This is a genomic window from Hymenobacter canadensis (assembly GCF_027359925.1).
Classification (GTDB): domain Bacteria; phylum Bacteroidota; class Bacteroidia; order Cytophagales; family Hymenobacteraceae; genus Hymenobacter; species Hymenobacter canadensis.
In genome coordinates this window covers 2,092,856-2,116,073 of record NZ_CP114767.1, presented here as the reverse complement: position 1 = coordinate 2,116,073, position 23,218 = coordinate 2,092,856, and the positions used below count along the sequence as shown (strand labels likewise).

Genomic DNA, 23,218 nt, shown 5'->3' with positions numbered 1-23,218 from the left:
GATGGTAAGTAGCTAAGGCGCCATATAGAGTGCCGGATGGCCAGGGCGGAACCCGCTGGCGGAATGCTGAAAAAATGCGTGCTTAGTGCCCATGAACACTGCCAGCACTTCCGGTCCGGTTACGCTCTATCATAAAAACCGGGGCCGGATTGAGCGGCTGCGCGGATTTTCTCATCTGCTGCCCGCGTTAATCCTGTTCAGCGGTTTGTGGGACGTGCTGGCGGGCGAGGAAACGCTGACGCCGCTGCTGGTGCTGGAAGTGGCCGTGGGCGCCGCCTACGTGCTGCTACTGCTGCGCGAGCTGCGGCAATTGCGGCGCCACGGCGTGGCCCACCACGAGAAAATAGCCTGGCTGGAGCTGGCCGCCGCCGGTATATTGGCCTTGGAAGGCTACCACATCTGGCACCGCCACCACGAAACTGGCCTACGTACGGGCGTGCACCGCCTGCACGTGCTGCCGTGGCTGTACGGGGCGTTGGCCGTGTGGTATGGCCTGATGGCCTTCGGGCTGGCGCAGCTGCACCGGCGGCGGTTTCTGCACCTGCACGAAGCCGGCTTCAGCGGGCGGCTGCACCCGTTTCGCCGCCAGTTTGCCTTCCGCTGGGACCAGGTAGCGCACGTGGAACCCGTCGGGGCAACCGACGCCGTGGTGCATACGGTGGCCGGCGAGCCGCACCCGTTGTCCTTTGGGCAGGTGCACGACGGCGCCGCGCACCGCGACCGGCTGCTGGCACACGCGGCGCGTGGAATCCACTAAGCACCAAGTCACAAGTCTTGAGTAGTTAGATTTACTTCAACTGATTGATCATCAAATTTTTGATTATTGTATAAATACTAAGTGCCTATGTTTTATTCCCTAAAAGCGCGGCCTGAAAGGTGTCCATCCACTTCCCGGCAAAGCGGTGGCAGTGTCAGAAACGGCCTGACGCCGCTAAGCGCACCGGTTTGGCTGCTGCAAGCAGTTCTGCTGCGCCTAGTAGCGGTTTGCTGATTTTTTAGAAGTGCAATACCACCTTTTGCGGGCATACAGACTCTGCATTATACCAGAGCACTGGCTTTCACTACGATTCATCCATCATCCTTACTTCCAATACCCTATGAATGCAATGTTTACTGCCCGATTATTGGCCCGGCCCCGTGTATGGCTGTTGTGCTGGCTGCTGCTACTGCCCTTCGGCAGGCTCCGCGCCCAAACCCAGGTGGATGCCAGCTACGGGCCCATGCAGATCTACCAGCCCGCCACGGCGATCCAGGCGCTGCAGCTCAGCACCGGCGAGCGGCTGGTGCTGGGCAGCGACCTAGTGCGGGCCGACGGGGTGAAAACCCTGCAGTCGTTGCTGCGCTACTCGGCGGCGGGCGCCCCCGACGCGACGTTCGCGCTGAACATCGCCGACTACAGCTGGCTGCCGCAGGGCCTCACCGACGCCGGGGCCGGGCGCGTGTTCGTTACGATGGCTGGGCCGGCTACGCTGAACGGGCAGGTGTACTACGGGCTGGTGCGGCTGCTGCCGTCGGGCCTGCCCGACCCGGCGTTTCGGGTGCAGCCCAGCTCCATGAGCCGCGTAACGTCGGTGCTGGTGCAGCCCGATGGGAAAGTGGTGGTGGCCGGCAACTTCAGCAGCTACGCCGGGCAGGCCGCCGCCGGTATCCTGCGCCTGAACGAAGATGGCAGCCTCGACCAGCCGTTTGTGGCCAATACGGCCGGCGGCCTGACGCTGAGCGGCTTTGGGCCGGTAGTGGCGCGCCAGCCCGCCGATGGCAAGCTGGTAGTAGGCGGCTCGTTCCGGACGGCCGCCGGGCGGGCTCGCAGCGGCCTGGCGCGCTTCAACGCCGACGGTACCCTCGACCTGACGTTCGCGCCCGTTACCACCGCTACTGCCCTCGTGGGCTCGGTGGCCGTGCAGCCCGACGGCCGGATTCTGGCGTCTACGTTCAATAGCACCTACCTGGTGCCCAACGTAACGCAGACGTTGGTGCGCTTCACCGCCACGGGCGCCTTCGACAACACCTTTGTGCCCACTAATTACGGGGTCAGACCGGCCTTCAGTGGTGGGCCGGCTACGCTGCTGGTGCAGCCCGACGGGAAAATTCTGGCAATTTTTAGTAGTGGTCCGACGCCGGTCTGCTACGTGCTCCGCTTCCTGGCCACCGGCGCTATTGACCCTGCCTGGAACGTGGCTGCCATCCCCGAGAATACCCCCTTCGTGAACTCGCTGCAGCTGCTGGCGGGTGGGCAGGTGCTTATCGGTGGGGCGCCTCAGTTGCTGGGCGGGCCGGCGTCGGCGGTGCCGGCCGGCGTAAATCAGCTGCTTTCCACGGGTGCCCTCGATACCACCTTTCCCATCCCTGTCCTGCAGACGGCCGGGCGGGTCGAAGACTTTGCGCAGCAGCCCGACGGGAAACTGCTGGTAGTGGGGGCTTTTTCTGAAATCAACGGTAGTACCGCGCGCGGCCTGGCCCGGTTGCTGGCCAATGGCAGTGTGGATGCCGCGTACACCGCCGCCAGCACCATCACGCAGGGCTACCCGACGGAGGTGGTGCTGCAGCCCGATGGCAAAGCTCTGGTGGCCGGCCAATTTTCTGCCTACAACGGCGTGCCGGTCACGTCGCTGGTGCGGGTGGAAAACTCTGGCATGCGCGACGCCGGCTTTGTGTCCCCGCTGACGCGCATTGCAGGCTTAAATACCAACTCCATCACCAACCTGGCGCTGCAGCCTGATGGTGGGGTGTTGGTAGCCGGCAATCTGACGGTGTCGGGCAGCTCCGGCCCTACGTTTCGCTCGTTTCAGCGGCTGCTGCCCAATGGCAGTATCGACAATTCGTTTCAGCCGCCTGCCAACTTCAGCCCAACGGCCCTGCTGGTGCAGCCCGATGGCCGCATTGTGGTGGGCAGCTACCAGAACCCGGTAGTGCAGCGGCTGCTCCCCAACGGCAGCACCGACCCGTCCTTTGCGGCCGTGGCGTCGGGCAGCCAGTCCTTTGCCATCAACGGCCTGCGCCGCTACCCCGATGGCCGACTGCTGGTGTTTGGCTATTTCGATCAGCTGGGGGGCATTTCGACCAGCTCGGTGGCCCGGTTGTCTGCCACCGGCATCCCCGACCCCACCTTCAACGCCGCCCTTGCGGGCAATATCATTGTTCTGAGCACGGCAGTAATTCAGCCGAATAACCGCATTCTGGTCGGGGGAACAATCTTCAGCTCCAACGCGGCGTCTTCGGGCCTGGCGCGCCTGCTGCCCGATGGCAGCACCGATGCCGCGTTCAACCAGCCCCTGGGCCCGGATGATCTGGTGCTGGCACTGGCCGTGCAGCCCGACGGCGCCCTGCTGGTGGGCGGACAGTTTTCGCCCGTGGGCAGCAGCCAGCCCAACTACGCACTGGCTCGTCTGCTCGATGCCAACGTGCTGAACGCCGGCACCTCGCGGCAGGCGCCGCGCACCGAGGCGTGGCCAGTGCCGGCGCACGACCAGCTTCACCTGCGCCTCGACGCCACCAGCCGCCCCGAACAGGTAGCGTTGCACGACGCCCTGGGCCGCGTGGTGATGAGCCGGCCGGTTTCGGTGAATGAGGCAACGCTGAGCCTGGATATTGCCGCGCTGCCCGCCGGGGCCTACGTGCTGAAAGTGCGCTACGCTGCCGGCGGTACGTTTGTGCGGCGGGTGGTGAAAAACTAAGCGCGCAGAGCAGGTTTCGGGTTGGCGGGTGGATGCAGGCGAAGAGAAATCAGGGGCGTGGGGTGATTGTCCGGGAGCCTTTACCTTTGGACGGTTGTTCATTCGGTACCCAATCAGCCTTTCATTCTCTACAAGTGCCCCGACCCAAACCCGTCATCTACGGCCTGTACCCCTGGACGCCCGACTTCGGCTTCCGCTACATTCATCCCGCCAACCGCCGCTCGTTTGAGTGGCTGGAACCGGTGGGCAAGCTGTTCGAGAAAATTGCCGAAGACGAAGACGGCGAGTGGATTACGCTGCGCTACGATGAGCAGCAGTTTCTGGTGCGGCCCGAGCTGTTCCGGGAGCTGCACCTGCGCCGGCCGGCCTTCAGCTTCGGCGACGCCGTGGAGGAAGTGCAGCCCGAACCCGGCCGCTACCGCCACTTCGGCGTGGTGAGCGACGTGTTCTGGGATGATCAGACCGACACCGCCAGCTACCAGATTGTGGAGCGTAAGCGCAAGCTCCCCCGCATTTTCCGCGCTGACGAGCTCCGGCCGGATTGAGTGAGTTGCTGTCATTGCGGCCATTGTCATTGCGAGGAGGCACGACGAAGCAATCCTTCCTCTCTGAGCTCTAAGCTACCCTAAGCAGAAAGCCCTCCGGCAGTAGTGTAGTACACTAATGCCGGAGGGCTTTGCTGTAAGGAAAATGTCTGCCACGAGAGGAAGGATTGCTTCGCTCCGTTGGCAATGAAAGTGCGGCCGCTATATCCCCACGGCAATGCCCACCATCACGGCGGTGGCGCCCAGGGCCAGCAGCAGCAGGTAGAGCGGCAGCACGAATTTCCACCACTCATCAAACCGCACGCCGCAGGCCGCCACGATGGCCATGAGGGCGCCATTGGTGGGTGTAATCAGCTCGCAGAGGCCGGCACCGTACTGGTAGGCCAGCACCGTAACCTGGCGTGAGAGGCCGATGAGGTCGGAGAGGGGCACCAGCAGCGGCATGGTGAGCACGGCCTGGCCGCTCACGCTGGGCACCGGTAGGTGCAGGGCGGTGTGCACCCCCATCATGCCCAGCGCCGAAAGCGTAACCGGCAAACCTGCCAGCGGCGCCGACAGCGCATTGACGATGGTATCCACGATTTGGCCCTGCTCCAGCACCACGAAAATGGCGCGGGCAAACCCGATGAGCAGCGCCGAGAAGGCAATGTCGCGGAAGCCGGCCAGGAAGCCTTCAGCGGTACCCGTGAGGCCCAGGCCACCCACCAGGCCGGCCACTACGCCCAGCCCGAAAAATAGGGCCGCCATCTGCTCAAAATCCCAGCCCAGCTTGAGCACGCCGTAGGCGAAGAAGGCGAAGGCCGCCAGCAACAGCAGCAGCACCAAGCCGTGGTTGCGGCCTTCCGCCAGCGCGGTCGGGTCAGCGGCGGCGCTGGTTTCGGGCGCTACGCGGTGGCGCAGGGCGTAGCGCACAGTGCCCGCAATCCAGATGGCCAAGGCCAGCACCAGAAACGCCAGCCGGAAGCCCCCGCCGGAGAGCAGCGGCAGCAGCGCCAGCTTCTGGGCAATGCCTACCTGAAAAGGGTTCAGGGGGCTGAACGCCGCACCCACCGCCGCCGAGCCAATGCTGACGGCCGCCGCCGTGAGGGCCGGGTAGCCGATGCGCCGCATCAGAATCAGGAGCACCGGAATGAGCGGTACTATCTCCTCCTGCATGTTTTCGAGGGCGCCCATGGTGGCAAATAGCACCGAAATGATGGGAATCACGACGGCCTCGCGCCCCTGAAACCGGCGTAGCAGCCAATCGACGCCGCTGCGCAGGGCGCCGGTCTGGTCGACTACCGTGAAGGCGCCGCCGGCCAGAAACACCAGAAAAATGACAGAGGCGGCATCCACCATGCCCTTGGGAATATCCACGATGGCCTGCAGCGGGCTGACAGGCGTGGCGGGCACGCGGTGGTAGGAGCCGGCCACTACCACGTCGCGGCCGGTGGCGGCATCGGGGTGGCGGTCGAAGACGCCAGTTGGCAGCACGTAGCTCAGCAGGCAAGCCAGCAGAATAAACCCCACCAGTAGCACCAGCGGATGAGGGAAGCGTATCGTTTTCATGCCGCGAAGGTAGGGTGGCAGGTGATGAAGTAATGAGGTGATGGGGGGATGAAGTGAGAACTTCATGCATAAGCGCAGCCGCGGCATCTCGCGTGCTGATGCCTGAGCACCGTTGCAACGTCAGCACGCGAGATTCCTCGCTGCACTCGGAATGACGTTCTCACACCATCACCGCCTCCCCCCATCTTCGTATCTTCGGGTTTGCCTGGCACCACATGAATCTGCGCGTCTTCAAAAAGCTCCCGATGGGCCAACAGGCCGATCTGCTCCGGCGGCACGGCCACTTCCTGGCCGAGCGGCGCGAAGACAGCTTCGTGCTGCGCCTGCTGGCGCTCGGCGACTTCTACGCCGAAGAGTGGCGTGTGCAGGGCGAAGACCACCTGCTGTTCATCCACCTGTTTCAGCACCCCGCCGGCCTGAGCGAGTATCTGCGCCACATCCGGCTGCCGCAGCCGCTGTAGAAGCCGTGCGGTAGACTGCCGGTTATCAGTAAGTTATATTGAGGGATGAAACCTTCCCGCCGTTTGCTGCCGCCGTTGCTGGCCTTGCTGAAGTTCGTGTCGGGCTACGTGCTGGCCAGCCGTGCCTACGAGCTGCACCGCGACGAGTATCTCTACCTCAATTATGGGCAGCACCTAGCCTGGGGCTACCTGGAGGTGCCGCCGTTCACGGCTCTGCAAAGCTGGCTCACGCTGGCGCTGGGCGGCGGCTGGTTCTGGGTGAAGTTCTGGCCGATTCTGTGGGGCAGCCTCACGGTGCTGCTGCTGGGGCGGCTGGTCATGAAACTGGGTGGTGGCATCTGGGCCGTGGCGCTGGCTAGCCTCGGCTACATGGTGGCGGCGTATGCGCGGCTCAACTTCCTGTTTCAGCCTAACTCATTTGAGGTGCTGGCTTTCACGGCGGCTAGCTACGCGCTGGTACGGCACCTGCAAACCCACCGGCCCGGCTACCTCTACGCGCTGGGGGCGACCCTGGGGCTGGGCATGCTCAACAAATACACCACGTTGTTCTACGGGGCGGCGCTGGGCGTGGCGTTGCTGCTGTCGCCCCAGCGGCATCTGCTGGTCGGCCGCCACCTGTGGGGCGGGGCCGCGCTGGCGTTGCTGCTCTGGCTCCCGAATCTGGGGTGGCAGCTGCTGCATGGCGTTCCGTTCCGGCACCACATGGCCTTGCTCCACGACTCGCAGCTGGTGCACGTGTCGGCGGCTGGTTTCTGGAAAGACCAGTTGCTGATGTGCTTTCCGGTGGTGTGGGTGTGGGGTGCGGGGCTGCTGGCGCTGCTGCTGACGCACCAGTTCCGGCGGTTTCGGGCGGTGGGCTGGCTGTGGGTGGCGGGTTTACTGATTCTAACGGTGCTGCACGGCAAAAGCTACTACAGCCTCGGCTACTACCCGGTGCTGCTGCCCTTTGGGGCGGTGTGGCTGGAGCAGTGGGTGGCGCGCCGCTGGCACCCGCGCGCGTGGCGGCTAGCGCTGCTGGCCCTGCCCGTGCTGACCATGCTGCCGCTGCTGCCGTTTCTGTTCACGCTCTACCCACCGGCCTACATGCGCCGCATCGGCCAGAACTACCAAGGCCTGGGCCTCACCCGCTGGGAAGACGGCCTGGAGCACGTGCTGCCCCAGGACTACGCCGACATGCTGGGCTGGCAGGAGCTGGCCGACCAGGTGTGGCTGGTGTACCAGACGCTGCCCGCCCCCACCCGCGCCCGTACCCTCATCAAGTGCGACAACTATGGCCAGGCCGGCGCCATCAACTACTTCAACCGCCACCGCCCGCTGCCTGCCGCCCACAGCTTCAATGGGTCTTATCTATACTGGTTTCCGGCGCGCCCCGCGCAGCCCTGGCCGTATTTGCTGCTGGTAGAAGATGACGAGCCCGTCGGCGTGGCCGCACACTGCCAGTCCATTCGGCAGGTAGGCGAAATCACCAATCCGTTTGCGCGGGAGCGGGGCACCCGCCTGTTCCTGGTCACGCGCCCCGATACCGTGCTGCTGCGCCGCGTGTACGCTGAGCATCGGGCCGCGCTGGCGCCCTGGGAAGCCGGATTAAGGTAGTTGCCAGTTGTTAGTTGCCAGCGCATTTTCATTCTGACAACTGACAACTGACAACTGATAACCAGCAACTAAGCGGAAGCCTGCTCCATCTTTTGCAACAGCGCCACAATCTGCTCGGCGTAGCCATCAATCTGCTCCAGGCCGGTGCGCGACTCTTCGAGCTGGCCGCGCTGGTACTGGCGCACCAACGACTGCCCGGCCATCAGCATCTGCTGCAGCACTCGCTCAATCTCGCGCACCTCGGGGTAGGTGCTGTATTTGGGCTTCACAACGGTGTTGAGCCACTCGCCCAGCGGGTTTTCACGCATCGAAAACAGGGCATCATCGGCCTCCCGCACCCCATATAGTACGGAACGCAGGCGCGACTTGAACAGCACCTGCTTGATGCGGGCCTGCTGAAAATCGAGGTTGGTTATGTCCATTGCGACCGTGAGGAAGTAGAAGTCCGAATGCTGATGCGAAACCGTGTTACTGAGCGCCAGGGCGGCTTTCAGCCAGTGCCCGGCGCGCCAGCACCAGTTCGGTTACATCGTAGGAAAACTGCGAAATGCCCACAATCTGCCCGTTTTCGCGCACCGGCTGGTACGTCACGTTGAAGATCCGCTCGGTTTGCCGGCCGGTCTGCGGATCGAGCACGGAAAACGGCATCTCCGGCCCGAAAAACGGCTCGCCCGACTGATAGACCCGGTCAAGAATAGCAGTAAATCCCTGGCGCTCCGCTTCCGGAATCACCTCGGCCACGCTCCGGCCCAGCAGCTCCCGGTCCGGAAACAGGGCCTGGTAGGGCGGGTTCACGAACTCGTGCCGGTGCTCGGGGCCGCGGGCAATGGCAATCAGCGCTGGCGCCTGCATAAACAGGTCGTAGAGGCTTTCGCGCTGGCGCTGGGTCTGGCGCTGAGCCTGGTAGGCCTGCTCCGACAGCAACGCCTGCTGCTCGTTGGTTTCGAGCAGCTCCTGCACCAACATTTTCTGATCGTGGATGTCGGTGCCGCTGCCAACCCACATCGTCAACTCGCCCTGCTCGTTGTGGCGGGGCACGTTGCGGGCCAGCACCCAGCGGTACTGGCCGTCGTGGCGGCGCAGCCGGAACTCCAGCTGGTACTCATGGCCTGCCGCAATGGCCTGGGCTACTTCCGTAGCCATGCGCGCGGCATCGTCGGGATGAACCAGGCCGGGCGTCTCCTGCCATTCGCCGTTGGGAGACAGGCTTACGCCCGTGAACGACTCCCAGCGTGGGTTGTAGTAGTCGGGGGTGCCGTCGGGACGGGTGGTCCACACCATCACCGGCAGGTTTTCCAGGATGAAAGTGTTGCGCTGCTGGGTTTCGGCCAGTTCCCGGGCTACGCGGGTAGCTTCCAGGGCCGTCAGGTGCTGCTCGGTTACGTCCTGGGTGCGTTGCAGAATAAACTGCAACTGGCCCTGCTCGTCCAGAATCGGGTAGTGCGTGGCCTGCCAGTACAGCTCCTGCAGGCCACCGCCCTGTTCGGCCGACTGCTCCAGATCATACCGGATCAGGGGCATGACGTGTGGCTCCAGGTGCTGCCGGACGTGGTTGTGCGAGGTCTGGATAATGGCTGCCGAAGCGGCATCAGTAGCCGGAAAGGCTTCGAAGAAGGGCTTGCCCACCACGTTTTCCCGCTTCTGCATCGACACGGCTACGTGGCTGTCGGTGTTGTCGATGATGGTGGCTGCCGCATCGGCCCCGATGAGCAGGAAGTTCTCCGGCAGGGACCGAAACAGCGAGTGGTAAGCAACTGGAATAGCAGAGGCCATGCAGCAGGCAGAAGTAAGGAACACAATCAGACGAAACCGGCGCCCGGGCGGTGCGGCAGGCCAGCAAAGATAGCCGTGAATCAGGCGGAAAAAAAGCGCCGTCGGAGCCGAAAGCAGGTGCGCCCTGCGGCCTTAAGCGCGCACCATGTGGATGTGCGGAATGCCGTCTTCCAAGTAGCCTTCGCCGATTTGCAGGAACCCGAAGCTTTCATAAAACGCCTGCAGATACAGCTGCGCCCCAATCTGGATAGGCTGGGGCCCGAACAGCTGCTCTACGGCCCCGATGGACTGGTGCAGCAACTCGCGGCCCAGCCCGTAGCGCCGGAACTTCGGGCTGACGACCACCCGCCCGATGCTGGCCTCGGGGTAGCTGATGCCGGCCCCGAACAGGCGGGCGTAGGCGGCCAGCTCGCCGGTTTCGGTGTAGCCCAGCAGGTGCGTGGCCGCCTGGTCCTGCCCGTCGATGTCCTGGAAGGCGCAGGTCTGCTCTACTACAAACACCTCACTGCGCAGCTGCAGCAGGGCGTAGAGTTGGGGCACGGAAAGCAGGTCGAAGGGGAGGGTGGTCCAGGTAAGGGTCATGGGGCAAAGGTAGAAAGGTAGCATAAGCTTCAGCTGGTGCCGTGTCGGGAACGGCCAGCTATGAGCGCCCGGCATATAAGCTGGCGGTTGTTTATCCGGCACAGGCTAAAGCCTATGCTACCTTATTTCCACCACTGCACCTGCGGCAGCGGACCTGCGCCGGGTGTCACGGGCTGGCCCAGCTCGGGCGTGGTGATAGGCAGCAGCAGGCGGGCGGCTTCGGCGGCGGCGCGGCGCACGGGCTCGTTCCAGGCGTGGTTGGCCTCCGTGAAAGCGCCCCAGTGCACCGGCAGCAGCACCCGGCCGCGCACGTCCAGCGTGGCCTGCACGGTCTGCTCGGGGCGCATATGAATCTGGGCCCACTGGTCGTCGTACTGGCCGCACTCCATCAGGGCCAGGTCGAAGGGGCCGTGCTGCTGGCCGATGGTTTTGAAATGCGGGCCGTAGCCGCCGTCGCCGCTGTAGAACACGCGCTGGGAAGGGGTTTTCAGCACCCAGGAGCTCCAGGACGTGGAGTTGCGGTTGGTGAGGCCCCGGCCCGAAAAGTGGCGCGCCGGGGTGCTGATGATGGTGAGGCCGCCGGGCAGCCGCACCGAGTCGTTCCAGTCCAGCTCGTGCACGCGGGCTGGCTCCACGCCCCAGGCCAGCAGGTGCGCGCCCACGCCCAGCGGCACGTAGAAGCCGGCCACCTTATCGCGCAGCTTGCGGATGGTTTCGTAGTCGAGGTGGTCGTAGTGGTCGTGCGAAATCAGCACCGCGTCGATAGCCGGCAGCTGCTCGGCCGTGATGGCCAGGTTTTGGTTGTAGCGTTGGGGCGTCACCCAGCTCAGCGGGCCCATTTTCACGCTCAGCATGGGGTCGAAGAGGATGTTTTTGCCGGCTATTTCCACCAGGCTGGCCGAGTGCCCGAACCAGGTGGCGCGCAGCAGTCCGGCCGGCTTGCGGACGATGCTCAGCGAGTCGAGCGGGCGGGTGGGCAGCGGCGCGGGCGGCTGCACGTTGTCGGGCTTGCTCCCGAACACGAACTTCCACAGCGCCGAAAACGTGCTGCCGCCACCAGTCATCAGCTCAGTAGGGATGAGGTTGCGGAACTCACCGTCGGAATAGTGCCCCGACTGCGCGTAGGCGGCCTTTTGGGCCTTGGTGGGCGAGCCGCCCAGCTGCGGGCTTAGGTTGGCGAAGGCCACGCCCGCCACCAGCAGCAGCACCACAATACTGGCGGTTAGCCGCCCAATCAGTTTCCAGGAAATACGCATACGCACAGAATACGGGGAAGCGGCGCCCGTGGCCGCCCACGGGGTAGTCGGACGAGCCGCCGGAATATTTTACGCCCGGAATCTCCCGGTCCGACGCCACAGGCGTCCGACCGGTTGCCGCGTGCTGACGGGGCAGCGGCCCCGCGCAGGTGGCGCGGCTGGCACCCGGCCGGCCGGCTGCCGCCGTCGGACCGGGGCAACGGCAGACCCGCACGGAAATACTCCGCAAAAACCCCAGATTGCCACTCTATGGCCAACACCACGTCGCAACACATCCTGCCCACGGCTGCCAATCTGCTGGGGTTTTGCCTGTTCGTCATCACCTCGCTGCACATCACCAACAGCGCCACCAGCAGCCTCATCGACGAATTCACCTCGCTCATCGCGCTGCTGTTCGCGTTTTCGTGCCTGCTGTCGTTCCTCTCCATCCGAACTACCGACCGCGCCAAAGAGCAGCGGGCCGAGCGCCTCGCCGACTACCTGTTTCTGGCCGCGCTGGTAGGCATCGTGGGGATTATTCTGCTGCTGATTTTCCGGGTGATTCGGTAGGTGCGAGTGGCAGCCGTCGGCAGGTAGCCGGCGGGTCTAAGGCTGTAAAGTAGTAAGCAGCTTTCGGGTATCGTCGTAGCTGTCAAAGACGATTTCCTCCCGGATTTCATTGGGCAAGACGTCGTTTTCAAGCAGGGTTTTCACTACGTCGTAGCGGTGGATACCGCAGTTCATCCGGTAGTAAATCAACCGCAAAGGCTCCAGGCACTGGCGGGTTTTATGCTTGCGGTATATGTCGATGAAGCTACTGGCTAAGTTCTCTATATCGTTTTCAGAGGTGGCTTGCCGGGCTAGCTGCGCCAGAAGTTTATGGTCGCCGGAGCGGTAGTGATTGAGTAACAGATCCACATATAGATCAGGAGAAGCAGAAGTTGCCAGGGCCTGCAGGGCAAATTGCCGGATGGCAGGGGCTTTGAAAAACTGCAGCGCCTGAATGGCATCCTGCACAGGCCGGTCGTTGCGGCGCGGGGGCTTTGCTGCTAACGCCAGCAGGAGTTCGTAGCCGTGCGGATATTTCACGTGCCGAAATACCTGCAGGAACTTGCCCTGGCGGGCGCTATTAGTTTCCACTCGAAAAGCATCCGCCAGCTGCCGGACCTGACTCCGGGACAGGGCCCTGACAGTGCTTTCGTTCAGGCGCCGCCTGGTTTTTCCACTGATGAGTTGCTGCACAAATTCGAAGCCGCGGGCGGACGGGTAAGGTGGCTTCTGCGCCTGCCGCTGCCGGGTTTCCTGCACGGCACTGAGGTAGCGGGCAATGTGCACATTATGCTGCGCTGCCTTTTCCAGCTCTGCTTCTACCTGTACGTCGGGGTTTTCTTCCTGCGCATATTTCAGCAGCCATGTTTCTTCTGTTTCTTCCGGATCAGCGGCCAGCACTTGGCCGATTACCTCAGCGGCGCGCTTCATGCCCTCCACGCCATCCAGCAAAACAGCTTCGTAGGCACCTATGCAGGCATATTCTGGTAAAGCTCCCAACGCCAATCGTTCGTAAAAAGCTGCCCGCGCCTCCGGGTGGCCGGCCTGAGCAAGCAGCCGGGCTATTTCGAATAGCTGGTTGAGGCCATGAGTGTCTTCCTGCTGTGCCACCAGTTTCCGGAGTATCCGGCTGATGAGCTGCTGCTTATTGGCGGAAAGGTTGATTAACTCCACGATGTACACGCCCCGGCCTTTCTCGCACTGCGGGTCGTAGGCGTAGTTCGTGACGGCCGCTTTGAGAATGTCGAGCGAGAAATTTACGTGCGGATAGTCACGCATGAGCAGATGCGCCCGGCCAGTGCCGCGCCGGATAGCATCTCGGAATGCGCGTTTGATTTGGATGGTTTTCTGCATAAGCACCCGATAGAAGTAATAAGATGATAGGCTAAAGTACGCCCTCATAGACATTCCCAATGCTTCATCTCTCCGCACTCGCTCGGCTGTGCCGAGTGAGGACTACACTCAAGCAGCTGTGCTGCGCGCGTCTGCCGGCGTTGCGCAGCTGGCGTGGGCGGATTCGGGGCAGAGCCCCTCAAGCGTAGTGGTCACTCGGCACAGCCGAGCGACTGCGCGAACTGCGTTAACAACGATGCGCGAAGCAAGCATTTTGCGCTTTCTGACGCTTCATCCTCCTAATCCGACGCTTCGGTAACGGCAAGTTTCCTGGGCTGCGGCGGGTGCTCACTTTTGAGCATCACTTCGCCGCTACCCCCATGAAACGTCTGCTACTCTCGCTGCTGCTGCTCCTCGCCTCCGGACTGCCTTCGCTGGCTCAGTCTGCCACCACGCTTTCTGGCACCGTCCGCGACGCGGCGGGGGGCGTGCTGCCGGGCGTGAACGTGTTTTTGCGCGGCACCTTCGATGGCGCCAGCACCGACTCGGTGGGCGCGTTTCGGTTTGAGACCCGGCAGACCGGGGCGGCCGTGCTGGTATTGAGCTTGCTGGGATACCAGCCCCAGGAACTGCCCGTGGCGCTCAGCGGGCAGCCGCTACGGCTCACCCTGAAGATGAAAGGCACCCCGCACGCGCTGGGCTCGGTGGTGGTGACGGCCGGCGCCTTCGAGGCCAGCGACGAGCACCGCAGCGCCGCCCTCAACACCCGCGACGTGCAAACCACCGCCGGTGCCCTCGCCGACGTGGCGGGCGCCCTCAACACGCTGCCCGGCACCACTAAAGTAGGGGAGGAGGGCCAGCTGTTTGTGCGCGGCGGGGCCGCCAACGAGACCAAAGTGTACCTCGACGGGCTGCTGGTACAGAACTTCTACGCCGGCTCGGTGCCCGCGGTGCCGGCCCGGGGGCGGTTTGCGCCCACGCTGTTCCGGGGCACGGTGTTTAGCACCGGCGGCTACTCGGCGCTATATGGGCAGGCGCTGTCGGGGGTGCTGCAGCTGAACTCCACCGATTTGGCCGCTGAAACGCAAACCGGCGTGTCGGTGTCGTCGGTGTTCGTGGGGGCCTCGCGCACCAAGCGCTGGGAGCGGACTTCGCTGGACGTGTCGGGCGACTACACCAACCTGACGCCCTACATGGGCTTGCTGCCGCAGAACGTAGACTGGGTGCAGGCCCCGCGCGGCGGCAGCGGCTCCGTGAAGCTCAGCCACCGTACCGGCCAGGCCGGCATGCTGAAAGCCTACGGCACCTGGAGCGGGCAGCGCCTCACTATCGGGCAGCCCAGCCCCGAGGCCGCCGGCCGCCAGCAGATAGCGCTGCAAAACCGCAACGGCTACCTCAACACCACTTTCCGCAGCCCCCTGCGCCACGGCTGGAGCCTGCAGACCGGTGTGGCCCTCTCGCGCGACGACAAAGACCTGCAGCCCGACACGCTGCGTTTGCGCACGCTGGAACAGGCCGTGGTAGGCCGCGTGGTGCTCACCAACGACTCGGTGGGCACCCGCTGGAACCTGAAGCTGGGCGTGGAAGGCGTGGGCCAGCGCGTGACGCAAACCTATCAGCTGCAGGCCACGGAGCCTATCAGCTTTCAAACCAGCTTCACGGAGCAGCGCACGGCCGCCTTCGTGGAAACCGACTTCCAGCTGACGGACCGGCTGGCCGGGCGGGCCGGCGGGCGGGCCGAGTACTCGGCGCTGCTTGGGCTGGCTAATGCCGCGCCGCGTTTGGCGCTGGCTTACCAGACCACCGAGCACAGCTCCGTGTCGGGCGCGTACGGCCGCTTCTACCAGACGCCCGACAACGCCCTGCTGCTGGTGCAGCCGGCGCTGCGCTTCGAGGAGGCGCAGCATGCCGTGCTCACCTACCAGTACAACCACAACGGCCGCCTGCTGCAAACCGAAGCCTATCACAAAACCTACGCCCACCTCACCCGCTTCGACGGCCGCAACCCCCGCAACCCCGCCGCCTACTCCAACGACGGCACCGGTTACGCCCGCGGCTTCGACGTGCTGTGGCGCGACCGGAAAACCGTGAAGAATCTGGAGTACTGGGTGAGCTACGGTTTGCTCGATACCCGCCGCCAATACCGCCAGGACCCTGTGTCGGCCGTGCCCACGTTTGCCTCGCGCCACAATGTGTCGGTGGTGGGCAAATACTGGGTGCCCAAGCTGAACACGCTCTTCGGAGCCACCTGGAGCTACGGCAGTTCCCGCCGCTACCACGACCTCAACCGGGAAGGCTACAACCAGGGCGTGCTGCCCACTTACCAGGACCTTAGCCTGAACGCCAGCTACCTCACGCGCTTGTTTGGCCAGTTCACCATCGTGCACGTGTCGGCCTCCAACGTGCTGGCCCGCCCCAACGTCTTCGGCTACCGCTACGCCACCACGCCCGACGCCGCCACCGGCCAATACCGCCGCGTGGCCATCACGCCCACGGCCCCGCGCATGCTGTTCGTGGGCGTGTTCATCTCCATCAACAAGAAAAGCCCCGGCGACGTGAACGAGCGGCCGGAGTAGTTGGAACTCTAGCTCTAGTCGCCTCACCCCCTAGCCCCCTCTCCCGTGGAGAGGGGGGACTAGCACTAAAATTCAGTGCTGCAAAGTCGCCAGGCTCCCCCTTCTCCACGGGAGAAGGGGGCCGGGGGGATGAGGCGACTAAAGCTAGAGGGTTTCCAGCCGACGCTTCATCCGCCAAATCTGACGCTTCGGTAACGGCAAGTTTCAGGGCCGCCCCGGGCCGCCCACCTTTGAATCACTCAACCACCACAAACCATTTTCCTGTCATGAAAAAGCACCTGTTCACCCTCGCCCTCGTTGCCGCTTCCTTCGCCGCCACTGCTCAAGCGGTGCCCGCCGCCAAGCCCGCTGCTGCTACCACTACCGCCGCTGCCACCGACCCCTACACCGACATGATGATGGCGACCATCAAGGAGCTGATGAGCACCGGCGACGTGGCCCAGCTCAAGCAGGTGGATGCCAAGCTGGAGCGCGCCGCCGCCGTCAACGGCAAAGACTGGCTGCCCCGCTACTACCAGGCCTACGCCCGCCTTATCACCTGCTTCCAGAGCAAAGAAGATGGCGACACCAAAGACAAGTACCTCGACCAGGCCGAAGCCGCCCTGGCGCAGGCCCGCAAGCTGGGCGGCGACGAGTCGGAGCTGCTGGTGCTGCAGGCCTACATCTACCAGGCCCGCCTGGGCGTGTCGCCGATGCCGCGCTCCATGAAGTACTCGGGCATGGTGACGCAAACCCTGGAGCAGGCCAAGAAGCTGAACGCCGCCAACCCGCGCATCTACCTGGTGCAGGCCAACAATGTGTACTACACGCCCGCCATGTTCGGGGGCGGCGCCGACGTAGCCAAGCCGCTGTATGAGGAAGCCAGAAAGCGCTACGCCGCCTTCACGCCGGCCTCCACCACGGCCCCCAGCTGGGGCGAGCGGCAGCTGCTGGGCCGCCTGAAAGCCTACGAAACGGCCTCGGTGAAGTAAGCCGGCGCTTGGATAAACAGCCGTTATGCTTCGCTCTGCATGACGGCTGTTTAACGCTTTCTACCCTTATTCCTTTACTTTGATGCAAACTTCCCTGCCTGCTGCCGTGGCCCCTCCCGACTCTCCGCTGCCCTCGATGACCCCCGTGTTTCGTGCGCCCAACTCATTGCGCTCGGTGGGCCGGGCCCTGCGGATTATTCTGCTCATGGCCGTGGTCATCAGCCTGCTGGTGAATCCGCAGGCCCTGCACAACGGGCGGGCGTTTGCCATCACCTACGGCTACACCGTGATGTACAGCACCGGCCTGTGGATCACGAACGGCTACGTGGTGGAGTGGCTGAACCGCCGCTACGCCTGGACGACGCAGCCCCTGCGCCGCCTGCTGCTGACGCTGGCCGTGTCGTTGGGCGGCTCGGTGCTGGTGATTGTGCTCATGAATGCCGTGCTGCTGCAGTTGCTGCACAAGCCGCTGGAGCGGCTATGGTCGGCCGACATGTACTGGCAGATTCTGGTGCCGCTGATTATCACGGTTATCATCTCCCTGTTCAACCACAGCCGGGCGTTTTTTCTGCAATGGCGCGAAGCCGCCGTGCGCGCCGAACGTCTCGAAAAAGAAACCGCCGTAGCCCGCCTCGACTCGCTGCGCCGGCAGGTGGACCCGCACTTTCTGTTCAACTCGCTGAACGCCCTCACCTCGCTCATCGAAGACCACGACCCGGCCCGCGCCACGCGCTTCGTGCGGCAGCTGGCCCAGGTCTACCGCTACGTGCTCGACTCGCAGGAGCAGGAAGTGGTGCCGCTGCGCGAGGAAATGCGGTTTGTGGAATCGTACGTGTACCTGCAGCAAACCCGCCTCGGCGAGGGCCTGCAGGTAGACATCAGGCTGCCGCCCGCCGCCGACCTGGACACGCTGCTGGTACCGCCGCTGGCCGTGCAGCTGCTGCTCGAAAACGCCCTCAAGCACAACGCCACCTCCCGGCACGACCCGCTGCGCCTCAGCCTCACACTGGACGTGGCCGCCCGGCAGCTGGTGGTGCGCAACGCCCTGCGCTACCGCCGCGTGCCCGACGGCGAATCGACGGGCCTGGGCCTGGCCAACCTGCAGGCCCGCTACCAGTTCCTGTCTGGCCAACCCGTGCTGATCGAGAAAACCGACACCGAGTTCGTCGTGACGCTGCCGCTGCTGGAGCTGACGTAGCGCGGCCAGTAGCGCAGTAGCGTGAACTCTGTAGTTCGCGTCCCCGCGCCGTTATAACCTCCCGGACGGCGCGAAGGCGCGAACTGCAAAGTTCGCGCTACTGTCCGGCAGTGCCTGGACCGCGCCAAACCCCACTTCTCCAACGACGCACCAAGCTGGAGCTTGGTGTTACTTTCGCCTATGCCAACACCCCTACGCGCCCTGATTATCGAAGATGAGCCGCTGGCGGCCAACCGCCTGATTGGGCTTCTCAACAAGCAAGCCCAGCCCGTGGAAGTGGTGGGTACGGCCGAGTCGGTGGCGGAGGCCGAGGCGCTGCTGCGCACCGTGCAGCCCGCGCCCGACGTGCTGTTTCTGGACATCCATCTGGCCGACGGGCTCAGCTTCGAGCTGTTCGAGCGGCTGGAAATCCGTTGCCCGGTGGTCTTCACCACCGCCTACGACAAGTACGCGCTGCGGGCCTTCAAAGTGAACAGCGTGGATTATCTGCTCAAGCCCATTGATGCCGACGAGCTGACGGCCGCCCTGGCCAAGCTGCACCGCCAGCGCGAGGCCGCCACGCCGCCGCTGGATGCGGCGCTGCTGGCGCGGGTGCTGCAGCAAACCCAGCCCGCCAAGGAGTACAAAACGCGCTTCGTGGTGCGGGTGGGCGAGCACCTCAAGGCCATTCCGGTGGAGCAGATTGCCTACTTCGCCAGCCTGGAAAAGGTGACCCTGCTGCACACCCGCGAAGGCCGCCGCTTCGTGGTCGACTACACCCTGGAGCAGCTCGAAGGCCTGCTCGATCCGCTGGAATTCTTCCGCCTCAACCGCGCCTACCTGGCCCACGCCGACGCCATCCACGACATCATCCACTACACCAACTCCCGCCTGCAAACCGTGCTCAAGCCCACTCCACCCGACAACGACACCGTGCTGGTAAGCCGCGAAAAAGTAAGCACGTTCAAGGCCTGGCTGGATAGGTAGATTGACTGTCATTGCGAGGAGGTACGACATTCCGCGCATCAAGCGGTGTCAATCTTTACTTTCTATGCTTGGAGCAGCCCTTAGCAGAAAGCACTCCGACAGTAGTGTAGTACACTAACACCGGAGGGCTTTGCTGTAAGGACAGTGTCTGCCACGAGAGGAAGGATTGCCACGGCCTTCGGCCTCGCAATGACAATCCACTCAGCCTTCCAGCCATTGCTTCAGCGCACTGGCCTTCTCACGGCTCACCAGCACCTCTTCGCTGGGGGCGGGGTGCAGCTCCAGCAGCAGCTTGCCGTTGAAATGTGGGTGCAGGCGCTGCACGGCGGGCAGCTGGGCCAGAAACTGGCGGTTGAGGCGGAAAAACTGGCGCGGGTCGAGTAGGCTTTCCAACTGCTCCAGCGTGTAGTCGACCACGAAGCGGCGGCCGTCCTGCGCCACAAGGGTAGTGGTTTCGTGGCGGCTCTGGAACCAGGCCACCTGGGCGGCGGGCAGCGGCAGCAGCTGCTCGCCGTGGCGCACCAGAAACCGGGTTTTGTAGGGCCGTTCGGGGCGCGGCAGGCTGTCGAGGAGGTGCTCCAGGCGCTGGGCCGGCTGGGTTGGCGCGGCGGCCGGCGTGCGCCACTCGCGCAGCTTGGCCAGGGCCGCCTGCAGCTCCAGCAGCTTCACCGGCTTCAGCAGATAATCCACGCTATTGGCCCGGAACGCCCGGATGGCGTAGGCGTCGTAGGCGGTAGTGAAGATGACCGGGCTGCGCACCACGGCCTGCTCGAATATCTCCAGGCTCAGGCCGTCGGCCAGTTGAATGTCGCTCAGAATCAGGTCGGGCGTGGGGTTGTTATCCAGCCACTGTAAGGTCGCCGCCACGCTGTCGAGCACGGCCAGCACCTGCGCCTCGGGCGCAGCCTGCAGCAGTTGCCGCTGCAGCCGCTCTGCGGCCGGATATTCGTCTTCAAGCAGCAGAACGGTCATTTGCTGGGGGTGACAGGTGAAGGGGGTAAGAGGAAACGTCATTCTGAGCGGAGCCGGAGGCGAAGTCGAAGAATCTCGCGTGCTGACGTTGGAATGGCAAACTACTGAAGCGGTAGAGATTCTTCAACTGTGGCTGCGCCTCCGCTCAGAATGACGTTCTTCCTTTGTCACCTCATCACCTCATCACCTCATCACCTCATCAACAACGGCAGCTGCACCCGAAACCAGCCATCGTCGGCTGATACGGTTACCGGCGTAGCGGCTTGCAGCAGCTCATAGCGGTGGCGCACGTTGCGCAGGCCGGTGCCGGTGCCGGGCGCGAGGCCGGCCGTGCGGGGACGCAGCGTGTTTTCCACCACCAGAACCTGCAGCCCGGCATCGGCCCAAATGCGCAGCTCCAGCGGATGCTCCCGCGAAGCCACGTTGTGCTTGAGGGCGTTTTCCACGAGCAGCTGCACACTCAGCGGCGCCACCTGCCGGGCCAGCAGCGCGGCCGGAATGGTGGTTGTCACGTGCAGGTTGTCGCGGAAGCGGGTCTTGTGCAGGGCCAGGTAGGTATCCACGAATTCCAGCTCCTCGCTGAGCGGCACGGTGGGTTTTTCGCGGGCCTGAAGCACGTAGCGGTACACGTCGGCGAGCTGCTCCAGAAACTGCTGCGCGGCCTCGTTTTCAGGTTCTACTAGCGCCGACAGCGTGTTCAGGGAGTTGAACAGGAAGTGCGGGTCGAGCTGGCTTTGCAGCGCTTCGAGCTGGCTTTGCACGCCGGCTCTTTGCAGCTGCTCGGCGCGGCGCAGGTTCTGCTTCCACTGCTGAAACAGGTGCCAGCTCTCATAAATCAGCTGCACCACTACCGTGGGCACCATGTTCAGCCCGAACTCTGACAGGTAGCCGCGTCCCGTGAGGTATCCGCCTTGCGCCCCGGCCGCCAGCAGCCCGATGCCCAGAGTTACAACTGCCGTGATGGACGTGTTGATGAGGGCCAGCCACCACAGCCGCCGTGCCGTCTGCTCGACGCGCGGAAACCGCCGCAGCAGCAGGCGCCACAGCTGCCGGCCCGCCAGCCAGAACGTGGTGGTAATTCCCAGCGACACCCCCCACGCGCCCAGCGCTTCCGGCACCGAGGGCACCTGCAACAGCCCCCGCGGCAGCAGCACCAGCAGAGCCAGCGTCGGGATACCGAGCAGCAGAAACCACCGGTCGTTCAGGTAGGCGGCGGGGCGGTCGGCAGGTGGCGGCATGCAGCAGGAAATCCGTTTGGTGTTCAGTGAGCGGCAGTAGCGCGAACTGTGTAGTTCGCGCCCCCGCGCCGTTAGAATCGTCTGAACGGCGCGGCAGTAGCGCGAACTACACAGTTCGCGCTACTGCCGCGCCGCCTAAGCTACGTTAGCGCGGTAGCTTCTGCACGAAGCTAACCACGGCCTGCCGGAAGGCCGCTGGCTGCTCCAGAAACGAGTTGTGCTTGCCGGGCAGCACCACCGTCTGCTGCTGCGGGAACCGGAACGTGCCGGGCGCGGCGCCCGTGGTGCGGTCGTCCTGGCCCACGATGTTGAGCACGGGCATTTGGAGCCGGGCGGTGGCAGGCACGAAATCCTGGCCGTAGTCGGGCAGTTGGCCGCTGAACACCTGGGTGCCGAAATCGGGGTTGGCGGGCACGCTGCGGCTCACGCGGCTGGCACGGGCAGCCAGGGAATCGGCGGAAAACTGCAGCTGCCAGGCCAGTTTCTGCTGTTGCAGTGCGCCCATCACCATGCCCACGCGCTGCATCATTGGCAGGCCGGGGTTGGGCTGGGCGGCGGGCGGCAGCAGGGTGGTGCCATACTGCACCATGCTTTCCAGCGAAGCCGGTGGGTTCAGCACGGCATTCACCAGCACCAGCGCCTGCACCCGCTGCGGGTGCTGCGTGGCGTAGGCCGTGGCAATGGTGCCCCCAAACGAGTGGGCCATCAGCACCCAGCGCTCCAGCCCCAGCTGCTGCCGCAGCTCTTCCAAATCCTGCACCATGCGCGCCATGCTGTAGTTGGGCCGCCGGGGGCTAGCCGAGCGGCCGCTACCGCGCTGGTCGTAGTAAATCAGGTGCAGCTTGTCTTCGAGACGGTTGCCGCCCAGCTTCTCAAACGAGTAGCTGCCGGCTCCCGGCCCGCCGTGCACAAACACGCACGGCTTCCCCTGACCGGCCACCTGCACGTACAGCTGCACCGAGTCGGAGGTGAGCAGGGTGGTGGGGCCGTTGGTGAGCCGGCTGGCCCGCTGCTGGGCCATGGCGGTTGGGGCCGTGAGCAGGAGCAGGCCGAAAACCATCAGCAACTGGTGAAACGAAAGTCGGAAAGCAGCCATGAGCAGGAGGAAGTTTAGGTGAGAAGTACACGAAACAGGTGGCTACCGGACCGCCAGCAGCGGCACGCCCTGCAGGGCCAACGCAAACAGCAGCACTACCAGGCCGGCGTAGGCGGCGGCGCCCAGCCACGTCAGGAGCGCAGCGCGGCGCGGCAGGTGCCGGCTCATCCACCAACCCAGCAGCGGCAATGCCTGCAGGCTGTGGAGGCCCAGGAAGTGCGCCGTGCGCAGGTCGCCGGCGCGGGTGCTCCAGCCCAGGCCGGGCAGGCCGGGGCCGCCGTCGGGTGCGCCCACGGTGTGCTGGTTGAGGTGAATCATCATGCCGCCCAGCAGGCTACCCAGCAGAAATAGCAGCAACCCCAGGCGCACGCCCCACACGTAGCCGGCCGGGCCGTGGGGCCGGTGCCGCCACACCAGGTACACCGCCCAGACCGTCAGCACGGTATTGAGCATGATGAACACGCCCATCAGGCTGAACAGGGCGCCATCGAGCGGTGTAGCGCCGTTGAAGTGGGAGGTGGTGCCGCGGGCGGCCTGCGTCGTGATGCAGACCATTTCCACCACCATGCTCAGCGCCACGCCCCCGCTGATGCGGCGCACCGACCGTTGGGCCGCCGCCGGCAGATCGGCCAGCAGCCAGCCCAGCGTCCAGAGGTAGAGCAGGCCCGAAAGAGCAAACTTGGCCGGCTTGATCCACACGGGCAGGCCCGTCACGAGGCGGTGGTCGAAGGGCAGCAAAGCCAGCGCCAGCAGCAGCATTGCTACGTGCAGCCAGCCGGCCCAGGCCAGCACTGGATTCACGCGGTGCAGCACGCGCAGCCACGTGGTGGCGTAGTTGGCCGGCGAAACGGAAGCGGCTGAGGCAGCGGCATCGGATTTTAGGGAAAAATCAAGAGTAGCCATGACGCA

At 64.3% G+C, this 23,218-nt stretch carries 20 protein-coding genes; 10 read left to right on the top strand and 10 right to left on the bottom strand.

From position 1 onward, the window contains the following. Positions 1-91 precede the first annotated feature (91 nt). The 3 genes from O3303_RS09115 to O3303_RS09105 all read left to right on the top strand — a co-directional run bounded on the left by O3303_RS09115 (position 92) and on the right by O3303_RS09105 (position 4,219). Positions 92-757 (top strand): hypothetical protein, encoded by a 666-nt coding sequence (locus tag O3303_RS09115; protein WP_269561750.1) that lies wholly within the window; start codon positions 92-94, stop codon positions 755-757. A 340-nt stretch (positions 758-1,097) separates the two neighbouring features. Continuing rightward, positions 1,098-3,674, top strand: a complete 2,577-nt coding sequence (locus O3303_RS09110) for a T9SS type A sorting domain-containing protein (protein ID WP_269561749.1) — start codon at positions 1,098-1,100, stop codon at positions 3,672-3,674. Positions 3,675-3,808: 134 nt separating this feature from the next. After that, positions 3,809-4,219, top strand: coding sequence for a DUF6960 family protein (locus O3303_RS09105; protein ID WP_269561748.1), 411 nt, complete (start codon positions 3,809-3,811; stop codon positions 4,217-4,219). 201 nt (positions 4,220-4,420) lie between these two features. Here the strand turns inward: O3303_RS09105 and O3303_RS09100 are convergent, their stop codons facing one another. Next, entirely contained in the window at positions 4,421-5,767 is a 1,347-nt protein-coding gene (locus O3303_RS09100; protein ID WP_269561747.1) for a YfcC family protein, read from the bottom strand. A gap of 215 nt (positions 5,768-5,982) precedes the next feature. On the opposite strand from O3303_RS09100, the gene O3303_RS09095 reads away from it, so the two are divergent. After that, the gene (locus O3303_RS09095) at positions 5,983-6,228 is read left to right on the top strand and encodes a hypothetical protein (RefSeq protein WP_269561746.1); all 246 of its coding nucleotides are present in this window, start codon (positions 5,983-5,985) and stop codon (positions 6,226-6,228) included. A gap of 45 nt (positions 6,229-6,273) precedes the next feature. Continuing rightward, entirely contained in the window at positions 6,274-7,821 is a 1,548-nt protein-coding gene (locus tag O3303_RS09090) for a glycosyltransferase family 39 protein (RefSeq protein WP_269561745.1), read from the top strand. Positions 7,822-7,889: 68 nt separating this feature from the next. Here O3303_RS09090 and O3303_RS09085 read toward each other — a convergent pair whose 3' ends face one another. The 4 genes from O3303_RS09085 to O3303_RS09070 all read right to left on the bottom strand — a co-directional run bounded on the left by O3303_RS09085 (position 7,890) and on the right by O3303_RS09070 (position 11,432). Next, complete coding sequence (locus O3303_RS09085; RefSeq protein WP_269561744.1) at positions 7,890-8,243, bottom strand: hypothetical protein; 354 nt, start codon at positions 8,241-8,243, stop codon at positions 7,890-7,892. Between the two features lie 46 nt (positions 8,244-8,289). Further along, positions 8,290-9,594 carry a PAS domain-containing protein gene (locus O3303_RS09080; RefSeq protein ID WP_269561743.1) on the bottom strand — a complete coding sequence of 435 codons (1,305 nt, stop codon included), beginning with the start codon at positions 9,592-9,594 and terminating at the stop codon, positions 8,290-8,292. 132 nt (positions 9,595-9,726) lie between these two features. Next, a complete protein-coding gene (locus O3303_RS09075) occupies positions 9,727-10,176 on the bottom strand; it encodes a GNAT family N-acetyltransferase (RefSeq protein ID WP_269561742.1) in 450 nt (149 codons plus the stop codon). 122 nt (positions 10,177-10,298) lie between these two features. After that, positions 10,299-11,432 (bottom strand): MBL fold metallo-hydrolase, encoded by a 1,134-nt coding sequence (locus tag O3303_RS09070; protein WP_269561741.1) that lies wholly within the window; start codon positions 11,430-11,432, stop codon positions 10,299-10,301. A 249-nt stretch (positions 11,433-11,681) separates the two neighbouring features. Here O3303_RS09070 and O3303_RS09065 point away from each other — a divergent pair, with 249 nt between their 5' ends. Beyond that, positions 11,682-11,981 carry a hypothetical protein gene (locus O3303_RS09065; RefSeq protein ID WP_269561740.1) on the top strand — a complete coding sequence of 100 codons (300 nt, stop codon included), beginning with the start codon at positions 11,682-11,684 and terminating at the stop codon, positions 11,979-11,981. Between the two features lie 36 nt (positions 11,982-12,017). Here O3303_RS09065 and O3303_RS09060 read toward each other — a convergent pair whose 3' ends face one another. Continuing rightward, positions 12,018-13,313: a hypothetical protein gene (locus O3303_RS09060; protein WP_269561739.1), complete on the bottom strand. Its 1,296-nt coding sequence runs from the start codon at positions 13,311-13,313 to the stop codon at positions 12,018-12,020. A 359-nt stretch (positions 13,314-13,672) separates the two neighbouring features. On the opposite strand from O3303_RS09060, the gene O3303_RS09055 reads away from it, so the two are divergent. The 4 genes from O3303_RS09055 to O3303_RS09040 all read left to right on the top strand — a co-directional run bounded on the left by O3303_RS09055 (position 13,673) and on the right by O3303_RS09040 (position 19,003). Then, positions 13,673-15,868, top strand: a complete 2,196-nt coding sequence (locus O3303_RS09055; RefSeq protein ID WP_269561738.1) for a TonB-dependent receptor — start codon at positions 13,673-13,675, stop codon at positions 15,866-15,868. A gap of 266 nt (positions 15,869-16,134) precedes the next feature. Then, entirely contained in the window at positions 16,135-16,839 is a 705-nt protein-coding gene (locus O3303_RS09050; protein WP_269561737.1) for a hypothetical protein, read from the top strand. Positions 16,840-16,921: 82 nt separating this feature from the next. Next, positions 16,922-18,037 carry a sensor histidine kinase gene (locus O3303_RS09045; protein ID WP_269561736.1) on the top strand — a complete coding sequence of 372 codons (1,116 nt, stop codon included), beginning with the start codon at positions 16,922-16,924 and terminating at the stop codon, positions 18,035-18,037. 180 nt (positions 18,038-18,217) lie between these two features. After that, a complete protein-coding gene (locus tag O3303_RS09040) occupies positions 18,218-19,003 on the top strand; it encodes a LytR/AlgR family response regulator transcription factor (RefSeq protein ID WP_269561735.1) in 786 nt (261 codons plus the stop codon). A 201-nt stretch (positions 19,004-19,204) separates the two neighbouring features. Here O3303_RS09040 and O3303_RS09035 read toward each other — a convergent pair whose 3' ends face one another. The 4 genes from O3303_RS09035 to O3303_RS09020 form a co-directional block, all read right to left on the bottom strand. Continuing rightward, complete coding sequence (locus O3303_RS09035) at positions 19,205-19,975, bottom strand: LytR/AlgR family response regulator transcription factor (RefSeq protein ID WP_269561734.1); 771 nt, start codon at positions 19,973-19,975, stop codon at positions 19,205-19,207. A gap of 191 nt (positions 19,976-20,166) precedes the next feature. Continuing rightward, a complete protein-coding gene (locus O3303_RS09030) occupies positions 20,167-21,213 on the bottom strand; it encodes a sensor histidine kinase (protein ID WP_269561733.1) in 1,047 nt (348 codons plus the stop codon). Between the two features lie 145 nt (positions 21,214-21,358). Then, positions 21,359-22,309 carry an alpha/beta fold hydrolase gene (locus tag O3303_RS09025; protein ID WP_269561732.1) on the bottom strand — a complete coding sequence of 317 codons (951 nt, stop codon included), beginning with the start codon at positions 22,307-22,309 and terminating at the stop codon, positions 21,359-21,361. A gap of 42 nt (positions 22,310-22,351) precedes the next feature. Beyond that, positions 22,352-23,212 carry a hypothetical protein gene (locus O3303_RS09020; RefSeq protein WP_269561731.1) on the bottom strand — a complete coding sequence of 287 codons (861 nt, stop codon included), beginning with the start codon at positions 23,210-23,212 and terminating at the stop codon, positions 22,352-22,354. Between the last annotated feature and the right edge of the window lie 6 nt (positions 23,213-23,218).